This window comes from Desulfoluna sp. (assembly GCF_030145185.1).
Taxonomy (GTDB): domain Bacteria; phylum Desulfobacterota; class Desulfobacteria; order Desulfobacterales; family Desulfolunaceae; genus Desulfoluna.
In genome coordinates this window covers 1-9,878 of record NZ_JAQYWB010000118.1, presented here as the reverse complement: position 1 = coordinate 9,878, position 9,878 = coordinate 1, and the positions used below count along the sequence as shown (strand labels likewise).

5 protein-coding genes are annotated in these 9,878 nt (G+C 55.8%); all 5 read right to left on the bottom strand.

Annotated features, from left to right (window positions below):
* Nucleotides 1–971: 971 nt before the first annotated feature.
* The 5 genes from Q1Q75_RS21695 to Q1Q75_RS21675 all read right to left on the bottom strand — a co-directional run bounded on the left by Q1Q75_RS21695 (nucleotide 972) and on the right by Q1Q75_RS21675 (nucleotide 9,040).
* Nucleotides 972–3,803, bottom strand: a complete 2,832-nt coding sequence (locus Q1Q75_RS21695) for an Hsp70 family protein (protein ID WP_366945284.1) — start codon at nucleotides 3,801–3,803, stop codon at nucleotides 972–974.
* On the bottom strand, nucleotides 3,730–5,550 hold the full coding sequence (locus Q1Q75_RS21690; protein WP_300675151.1) for an Hsp70 family protein: 1,821 nt from the start codon (nucleotides 5,548–5,550) through the stop codon (nucleotides 3,730–3,732). Before Q1Q75_RS21690 ends, Q1Q75_RS21695 begins: the two co-directional genes overlap by 74 nt.
* Nucleotides 5,551–5,713: 163 nt before the next feature.
* Nucleotides 5,714–6,439, bottom strand: a complete 726-nt coding sequence (locus tag Q1Q75_RS21685; RefSeq protein WP_300675149.1) for a DUF2760 domain-containing protein — start codon at nucleotides 6,437–6,439, stop codon at nucleotides 5,714–5,716.
* A 256-nt stretch (nucleotides 6,440–6,695) separates the two neighbouring features.
* Entirely contained in the window at nucleotides 6,696–7,694 is a 999-nt protein-coding gene (locus tag Q1Q75_RS21680; RefSeq protein WP_300675147.1) for a fumarylacetoacetate hydrolase family protein, read from the bottom strand.
* Between the two features lie 275 nt (nucleotides 7,695–7,969).
* On the bottom strand, nucleotides 7,970–9,040 hold the full coding sequence (locus Q1Q75_RS21675) for a DUF933 domain-containing protein (RefSeq protein ID WP_300675145.1): 1,071 nt from the start codon (nucleotides 9,038–9,040) through the stop codon (nucleotides 7,970–7,972).
* Nucleotides 9,041–9,878 lie beyond the last annotated feature (838 nt).

The following is a 9,878-nucleotide window of genomic DNA, read 5'->3' as shown; positions in this document are numbered from 1 at the left end:
GGTTTTCTTGGCTGTTGCGGTTACCCGCGGTGCGCAAGCACACCCTACCCTTGCAGCCCGGAGATTGTCGGGAATGTGGCAGTTAAAAGTACCCGAACGCCTTTAAAAAGGAATATTCAGCCCAAGCTACTTCAGCCTGCCGGAATAGCGAAAACATCCTGCCACGCGACAACACGTAGGGTGTGCTTGCGCACCATTTGCACGTAAAACCAGCAGCTTTTGCTATTTCTGGGCGGCGTGGGGGAGATGCGGGCATAGGTTTTCTTGGCTGTTGCGGTTACCCGCGGTGCGCAAGCACACCCTACCGTTGCAGCCCGGAGATTGTCGGGAATGCGTTACCAAGTAAGGCCGAGTCCATAAGCCCTCAATTTTGTAGTATTTACGTTTGCGTCTCTGTCTTCCACCAGCTCACGGCTTTTTTATAACAGATTGAGCGCAGCGATTCCTTGAACGAAGAACAAGGCACCAAGAACCAAGAACGCCTTTGCAGTCAGGATGGGTTTTTTGGAGCAGTGCGGTTAATCCGCGGTGCGCAAGCGCACCCTACCCTTGTGGCCCGGACGCCTTCGGTAATGCGTCACTTAGGGGTGCCGGAGCGCCAAAGCAATTTGCTGGGGGCTTGGCCCCGACCCGAACCTCTTTAAAAACCAAAACTTACTTCACATCCGTTCTCGCATCCCAAGAAGCGACTGCCTTCCACCGGTATCGCGTCAATGCCGCACCGGAGTGCGGCGCTCCAGGGGACAAGGATATTCATCCCACCCTTTCCCCCTGAACGCAAAACGGGCCGTGGATGATTTTCCCGATCATCCACAGCCCGTTTGTTTTAACCTTATGTTCACGGTAACTTCGACGTATTTTTACTGGGTGCACCGCGTCGCACATCACCCCCGTCGCATTCGCAAACCCGCTCCCAAGGAATTTTGCCTAAGTGGCTTCGCCCCCTTGCCGCCGGAGGCTTTCTTTTTTTCCTATTCGTGCAGGACGATGCCCGTGGGCAAGGATTCGCCGTAGATCACTTTTTCATCGCCAGAGGAGATGGCCACCACCTCAGACAGGGGTTTCAGCGTTTTCTTTCCGCCGCCGAGGTCTTTGGCACGGGAGAGAACCTTTTCACGTTGTTCGTCGTCGAGATCGCGCATGCGATCGCCGGTTTTACGGCCCAGGATGACCAGGGCGTTGATGACAGCCTTGGGGTCGTGCCATGATCCGGTTAATAATTTTTGAATCCAGGGCCAGGCGTCTTTGGGGGCCACCACGCGATCCACGGAGCCATACAGGGGCTCGCGCTGACCGATGCGGGAGAGCGCCCAGACCACCTGGGAAGGTGACTTTTTCGGGGAAAGGCTTTTCACAAGTTGATTGCCCAGGCGCACCTTGTCTTTGGTGATGAGGCGTTCCATGTTGGCCAGGGCCATCCAGAGTTCCACCTGCTCCTGGGGGGTCATCTTGACGCCGTTGCCCCGAACCGGAAAGACCAGGGGCGAAACCTCCTGGAAAAACTGGCGCTGCTGGCCGGGGTTCAAGCCGGCGGCGAGGCGTCGCCAGAGGATCCACCACTCACTGCGTACCTGATTGTTGTTGTCAAAGGCGGGGCCATTTCGAAAGAGCTTCCAGACCTTCTTCATGCGCTGCTCATCCAGGCCATGGCCGCTGCCGGGGCGCAAACAATACCCGGTGAGGTTGAGCCACCGGGCTTCAAACTCTGCGGCGCGTTCACCGGCTTTTTGCTCGTCCAGCAAGGTATCGGAGAGATCCCGGATAAAGGAGAGAGGCCACTTGTTCTTGTGAATATCCACGGTCGAGGAGAGGGTCTTCACCACCCCGGAGAGACCTGTCTTTTCGCCCCGAAATGTCTTTTGTACCACCGCTCGGGCCGCCTGGGTCAGGGTTTCATCCAACACCTCCCCTTCGGCAACGGCCATGGGATCAACGTCTCGTCTCAGCTGAAAATTCAATCGCCAGAGGTGATCGCTGATCAGGGACCGGCATCCGATGACGAGGGTTCCCACCTCGGTGTATTCCGCTTTCAGGTGAACAGGGATGGACTCTTCGTTGCCTTTTTTTCCGTACTTGATCACCGAGGCCAGGGGAGGCAGCTCGGTCAGGCTGTCATCAATGGGGATGACGGCCCCGGCCCGATCACCGGACCGAAAGCTGGAGCTGTAGACAGGAAATTCTGCGGGACGGTTGGCGATGACGGTAAATTTTTTCTCGGTCAGCTCCACGCTCTCCCCTTCATCGAGACCGCGTTCCACGATGCAGACCGCCTTCTTCTCGTCCCCGTTGGTGGACCCCACGCCGAGATAATAACTTCGCGGACTGCCGCTTCCCACGCGCACGGCTTTGCCGATCTTAGCCAGCCCGTAATATGACGCACCCAGAGCCACGGCCAGGTCCGGATCGGGGTTGTCCATTTCCTTTGGATAAGAGGCATCGGGCTCGTTGAACCAGTGCCGGACGGCCCCCTTGATCTTACGACGGATGAGGGTGGGTTTAAGGGACCCGCCGTTAAAAAGAATGTGATCGGGGGCGTGATCGGTCCCCAGAAGAGCGGCCACAGCCTCTCTGTGATTTTCGAGAAACCACCCGATATGCCGGGTAATGGCCGGTTCCTGCTCATAAGGGAGGCCGAATTCGCTGATCCCCTTGCGGCGTGATTTTTCCCGGGCCTCCTCCTTGGTCACCTCGGGGAAAAAACCGTCCAGGACGATCTCTTCCACCATCTCCTTTGTCAGGGTGGCCGAGAGGGTGCCTCCAATCAGGCTGCTTCCGGAGCCGGGCATGATGATGCGTTCGGAGTCCTTGCCATCCCCCAGGATTTTCTCCTTGGCTTTGCGGGCGAGATGGCAAAGGGTCTTCCACTTGTCGGCGGAGAGAGCGGGCGCGTTGCCTTTAAACAGAGATTCGGCTTTTCGCGCCAGGGCCAGGTCGATGTTGTCCCCGCCGAGAATAAGGTGATCGCCCACGGCCAGGCGTTCAAAACGGGGCGTTCCCTCGCTCTCGCGGAGGGTGATGAGGGTAAAGTCCGTGGTGCCGCCCCCGACGTCACAGACGAGAATCAGCTCTCCGGGTTTTACCTGCTCTTCCCAGCTCTTCTCGTAACGAATCAGCCAGCTGTAGAAGGCGGCCAGGGGTTCTTCCAGGAGGGTCACATTTTTGAAACCTGCCAGGGCAGCGGCCTCCACAGTCAGGTCTCGGGCCACCTCGTCAAAGGAGGCAGGCACCGTGATCACCACAAACTGATTTTCCAGGAAGCCGGCCTCGTCGTCCCCGGCCATCTCTTTGTTCCAGGCCTTCCTGAGGTGTTCCAAGTAGAAGGCCGTGGCCTCCACAGGGGAGACCTTGGCCACATCGGCGCCAGACCCCCAGGGCAGAATTTTCGCCTTGCGATCGGCCTTGTCGTGGCACAACCAGCTCTTGGCCGAGACCACCAGACGCGACGGGACTTTGCTTCCGTGCTCTCGGGCAAAAATTCCGGCGAACCGCTTCTCCATGGGGTTCCACGGCTGGATCACCGACTCATCGGGGATGTCGTAGGTTCCGGGAATATAGAGAAAGGAGGGCAGCACCGACATGGGCGACACCTCCCCCTCACGGGTGAGCTGGGGCACGCGAAAGATCTGAATATTCTTGCGTCCCTTGGCTGTCTCCGGGTGTTCAAGATCCACGTAAGAGATCGCTGAGTTGGTGGTCCCCAGATCGATCCCGATGATGTATCGCAGTGCTTCAGTATCCCGCATCATCCCTCTCGCGTACGTTAAATTCAAGTTTCCATCGCTGATCGCCCTCTGTGGCGACACACCAGAACTCCAGGGTCCCAATCTCCGTCACCCGGATCTCAAACTGAACGGGAATGGCGGTGCCCCACTCCCCTTCCAGGGTGGTCTCGATGGAGGTGAGAGCGTCCATCTCGCCTTCGCTCCAGGTCTCGACCACATCCCCGGGCTCATCCCCGCGCCTTGACGAAGAAGCCATAATATCAAAGGCCACCGGTTCCCCTACGTAGAGAACAAAGGCTTCGGAAGCCACCCGTTTTTCCGTGCCCTCCTCCATGCCCATGGGGGCCACACAAAGGGCCTTCATCGGAGCAGGCATGCCCGGAATGGCCGGCATGGCCGCTTCCACAGAGATATAGTAAGAGCGGGAAAGGCCGCCACGTATACGAATCCCCTTGCCCAGACGGGCCAGCCCGTAATACGCCGCGCCCCGGGCCACGGAGAGATCGAAATCTCCTGAGGCCACTTCCCGGACCGGGGTCTCACCACCCACCTCTTCCCGAAAATAATCCACCACGCCCAGGAGACGGTCCCGGACAGCCGCAGACTTCATAATGCCGCCGTTAAAGAGCACCGCGTCGGGAATGCAGGCATTCTGCCAGCCATCCCCCCCCTGCCGGGCCAGAAACCACGCCATATGCCGGGAAATGGATGGATCCTGCTCGTAGACCAGGCCCACCTCACGCAGACCGCTTCGGCGCTTTCGAACCGGTCGGTCCCCAACGGAGCACAGGGGCAAAAAGCCTTCCAAAATCACCTGAGCCACCTCGCCTTCGTCCACCTCGCTCTTCAAGGTGCCTCCGATGAGACCGGACCCACGCCCCAGAATCGTCACAGACTCTGGCCCCTGGGTACCCCCTGAGAGGATTTTTTCCTTGACGCTTCGGATGGAGTGACCGAGTCCACGCATCTGCCAATCATCCAATTTCTGCCCTTTGGCATCCATCTTGGACTTCACATGCCAGGCCAGGGCCAGGTCCATGTTGTCCCCACCCACCAGGAGATGATCGCCGACGGCGATACGCTCCAGGGACAGTTCCCCGTTCTCTTCGGAGATCCCGATCAGGCTGAAGTCACTGGTCCCCCCGCCGATATCACACACCAGGAGCGTCTCGCCCTTCTTCACCTTGGTCCGCCAGTCATCCCCCATGGATTCAATCCATGCATAGAGGGCGGCCTGGGGCTCTTCAAGAAGGGTCACATGGATGAGACCGGCCATGGCCGCGGCCTGAACGGTGAGCTCACGCGCCACCGCGTCAAAGGAGGCGGGAACGGTGAGGTAAATGTCTTGATTCTCTAAGCGCTTTCCCGAATCATCGCCTGCCATCTCATGGTTCCAGGCGTCACGCATGTGGCGTAAAATAGCTGCCGAGGCCGTCACCGCAGACATCTTGGAGACCTCATCCGGCCCTTTCCACGGCAGATTCTCCGCCTTTCGATCCACCATGGTATTGCACAACCAGCTCTTGGCAGAGGCGATCAGACGCTGGGGCAATTCCCCGCCGCGCTTGCGGGCAAACTCCCCCACCACGGCCGAGGGTTCGGCATCCCAGGGCAAGGCCGTTGCCCCACGCCCCACATCATGGGCCTCGGGCAAAAAGATAAAGGAGGGGAGCATCTCGCGCTTCTCCACCACCCCGGCATCCACGAGCTGCGGAATACGGAAAAGACGAATATCCGAGGCCTCCGTGGCCCCGTCTGCTGGCTTCTCGGTATAGGCCACCACGCTGTTCGTGGTGCCCAGGTCAATACCGACAATATACGAACTCATAATTTGCTCCATCTTCGGATAAAAGCTGCCATCTAAGATCTGGCTGGCCACAGAGGCACAGAAAAAAAGCTGAAAAAAACTGCCTTCTGAAGGTCAACGCCCGAAAAAAACAAGCCTCGGGCAGCCCAAAGGATCCCCCTCGGGCCGCCGGAGGTCTTTTCCCTTATCCCAGCTCCACCTCAGCCGGAGCCAGCACGTCAGGGTTGGACGCTTCGGAGAGGATGGGGACTTCCGTTTGGGTGGCTTTCCAGCCCTTATGGCGGACGATGCCGGTGAAGGGGGGTTCCCCGGAGACATTGCCGGTCAGGCGAATCTCTTCGGGGTTAAAGCCGGCGGGAATGGTGATGGTCTCGCCTTCAGGGGTGTCAACCACAGGGCCACAGGAGACATATTTTTCGAGGGTTTTCACGCAGCTTTCGTGGATCCCGCGCACGGCGGCGCCAATCTGATCGTCACTGTAAAGGGAGAGGTCCTCATTGAAGAAATCGATCAGGCGCCCCTCTTTTTGAAGCGCAGAAACAAGATGAAGAAAGGTTCTTCGGGTGTTTCGTTTCTCGACTTCCGGGTCCACGGCAGGCTCGGTCTCCTGGGCGGCAGGAGTCACCTCCGGAACGCCAGCTTTGACATAAACCCCCCGAATAATCATCCAGAGGATCAGGGTAAAGAAAAAGGCCACCCCCACAGAGACGGGAACCACCACCGATGAAAAATTATTAAAGATGAAGGAGAAGGCCTTCATGGCGTCGGGGTCTGCGGCATCATGAACGGCTTTCATGGCCGCCACGTTGGCACCGAAATAAATGGCCACATCCACGACAAGGGTCAAAAGCGCCATGACCAAAAAAATCCATAAAAATGACCGCTTTGAAAAGGTTTTCGCGGAATCCATAGTTTCTCCTTATTATTCAATATCCACATTGCAAATCAGATCAATATTAACAGCAAGGTGCCATCCTCATCACCTTTCACAGTCGCCATTGTGCCACATTCAGGACGAAAGATAGTGCAGAATACCGCGTCAATCAAGGCACGACGATTGGATTTATTCAATATTACGGGATGGGTGTCAAGAGGGAAACCGCGGGGCCTTATCATGCGGCACCAGATTCCGGATCAACACATCTCGACGAATCTGGCACCCGCCATCAAATCACTCTGTTCTGCAGGGTGCCTATTCCTTCGGCGAAGAGCTCCACCTGATCTCCGGTCGAGAGAAAGCGCCCCTGTTCAAGGCCGCACCCTTTACAATCCTTGCCGGAGCAGGTGCCCGAGCCGATAAACTCTCCCGGATACAGAGTTTCATCCCGGGAGATCGCCTCAATAATCTCTTCAAAGCTCCAGTGCATATCTGCCATGGAACCGCTGGACCACACCTCGCCGTTGACACGGGCGGTCAGGGCGAGGCTGCGCACATCTGGAATTTCATCCCGGGTCACCAGCACCGGCCCCATGGCGTTGCCGTGGTTAAAGTCTTTTCCCTTGGCCGGCCCCAAACGCCCCTTCATTTCCTGCATCTGTTCATCCCGTGCGGAAAAATCATTAAACAGGGTATATCCGAAAATATGTTCTGCTGCCTTGTCGGCCCGGATATTGGTCCCGGTTTTCGCCGTCACAATCCCCAGCTCCAGTTCATAATCGAAACAGCGGCAATAGGAGGGGATGGGAATCTCTGCTCCCGGCCCCACCACGGAAAATCGATTGCTTTTGTAGTAAAGGGGACGCTTGTACCAGGCTCGGTTGATAAACCGGGCAAGGGTCACTTTTCGCCCCCACTTTTTCTCAATCATTTCATCCAGGCGCCCCAGCTTTTTCAAGCCCAGAACCCGGATGCAATTGATGATGTGATCTTCAAAGGCCATGGCGTCCCTTACCGATTCGGGAACCGGCAGTGGTGCCAGAAGGGAGGCGGAGTCCATGGGGGTGCACAGACTCTTTTCCCCCTCTTCACTCACCCGCAGCATTAAATGACGGGCCGCATCCAGGGCGGCCTCTCCGGAATCAATCAGGGAGAGCATGTTCTCAAAGGGTTCGTTTGCTTTTTCAAAAAGGACGGCCGCGGCCTTCAGGTCCACAATCTCGTCGTCTCCGGTGAGCGCCCCCAGGGATGCGTCATTCCCGTTCTTCAACCATGTCACCAGCTTCATGCTTGGCTCCTTGTCTGAAGGTTTCTTTCAATCACTTCACGTCAACAATCCATAACTATTGAACATACACCAATTACTAAACTGTCAAAAGGGGAAAAAGAGATGTCTTCACTCCTGGGGGGCACCCCATGGCGATGACCACAGGAGTTCGCCTGGAACGATCTTCTTCAAAAAGAGTGGATTGACTTTCATTCAGAAGAGAACCTCGGTCGATTCAGCCGGGCCGGAGAGGCACCTTCCGGCAGAAATCTCCGAAAGACAAAAACGGCTTACCTTCACACCTTAAATCGAATATTCAAGAGATCCCCATCTTCTACAATATAGTCTTTGCCGTTAAGATACATTTTACCGACTTTTTTAAGGGCCGCTTCGCTGCCGTGCTCCATGAGGTCCTCGTATTTCATCACCTCAGCCCGAATAAATCCCCGCTGGAGATCGGAGTGAATCACACCCGCAGCCACAGGAGCCGGGGAGTTTTGTCGCACCAGCCACTGGCGCACTTCATCTGTGCCCACGGTAAAAAACGAAACCAGACCCAAGGCTTCGAGGCAGAGACGGGTCAGAATTTCCAACGCCATTTCAGTAATGCCAAGGTCCTCCATGAACTCTGATTTCTCTTCATCGGTATCGAGCATGGAAATTTCAGACTCAACCTTGGCAGAGACCTGCATCGCTTTCATGCGCTGATTTTCGCATCGCTCCGTCACCGCGTCGGTGATATGATTTTCACCGATATCGTCCTCCCCGATGTTAAGGGCCAGAACCATCTCTTTTCGGGTGATAAAGGGGTAACTTCGAATCAGGGACTCTTCATCGGCATCAATGGTCATCAGGCGCAAGGGACTCTCGGTCTCCAGATGAGCCAGCATGCGGCGCATGAACTCCAGCTCTTTCTGCTGCGTCTCGTCCTTAATTTTTTTAAGGGCTTTCTCAAGGCGCTCAATCCGTTTTTCCACAAAGATCTGATCATGGATAAGCAGCTCTGCGTTCACCATATCAATATCCCGCAGGGCATCCACAGAGCCGTCGACATGATACACGGACTCATCTTCAAAGGCTCTGACCACGTGACAGATGGCGTCCACATCCGCGATATCGCGAAAAACATCCCCCTTGGCGATGTTCTCCTGTTCCATTTTAGGCAGAAGCATGAGGTCGACTCGAGCCCGAGCCTCTTTTTCAGGTCCATACATCGACACCAGGGCATCGAACCGGGTATCGAGAATATCTGCCGATCCGGGGGTGGCTTTGGTGATGGGGTGCCCCTCTTTTCTCGGGTTGCCCGTCAATATCTCAAAAAGGGTCATCTTGCCGCTCTGGGGCAGGCCGATAATACCAACTTTCATAGTCGTTTCCTGTGACTCCGGGTTAAAGGCGCATCGGCGTCATACCGATCGTGATGATGGATCCGGAACAAGGTCGCCACACGAGGCTCTGTGTCGATGTTCCCCGCTCGACGTTTTGCGAGGCCATCCTTTTTCCCATACCATCCTTTTTTTCAATACTATCAATGATAACTCAACGCGCCTCTTTCCTTCTATTGACCAGTACCACTCTTTACTCAACGGGTCAATTGGTTGCCATTATAGCCCGGATATTTCATAAGAAAACAATCAGAACCAAGGAACAATTGATAATTACAGTTCTTTGCAGTCATATTTTTAGTCGTTTCAAAAATTCAAAATGTAATTGTAACCATTCAGCTTGCCTTCGCCAGATCGGTTTCGAGGCAAATGACAGAAAGATTCAAATGCCAACACGTCACGTCTTTTCATCACCGCGTAGGGTGCGGCTCCCGCACCTTCTACCGTAGAGATGCCCATCGGCCTCGCAAGTTCACGATGACCACGCGTCTTATTTCAAAATGCGGTGTTTCCGGTTTACGATACGCCTGACGGTGCGCACGGCGCACCCTAGGCATCCACCCGGTACTTCATTATAAAAATGAGGATGATACGGCTCTTCATACATGGATTCCCGCCTGCGCGGGAAAGACGAAAAGCGCAGGGTACCGTCAATCCGGCCGGGCCCACAAAGACAGAAACAAAGGAAACCTCTCCGGCAGGAGAAGGCGTCCCGAAAACATCCATTTTGGTGTCCGATCCCATCCCGCACCATAAAAAAAACGGCGCGCAGCTTCTAAAGCCACGCGCCGTTTTAAAAAGTACCCAAGCGAAGGCACCC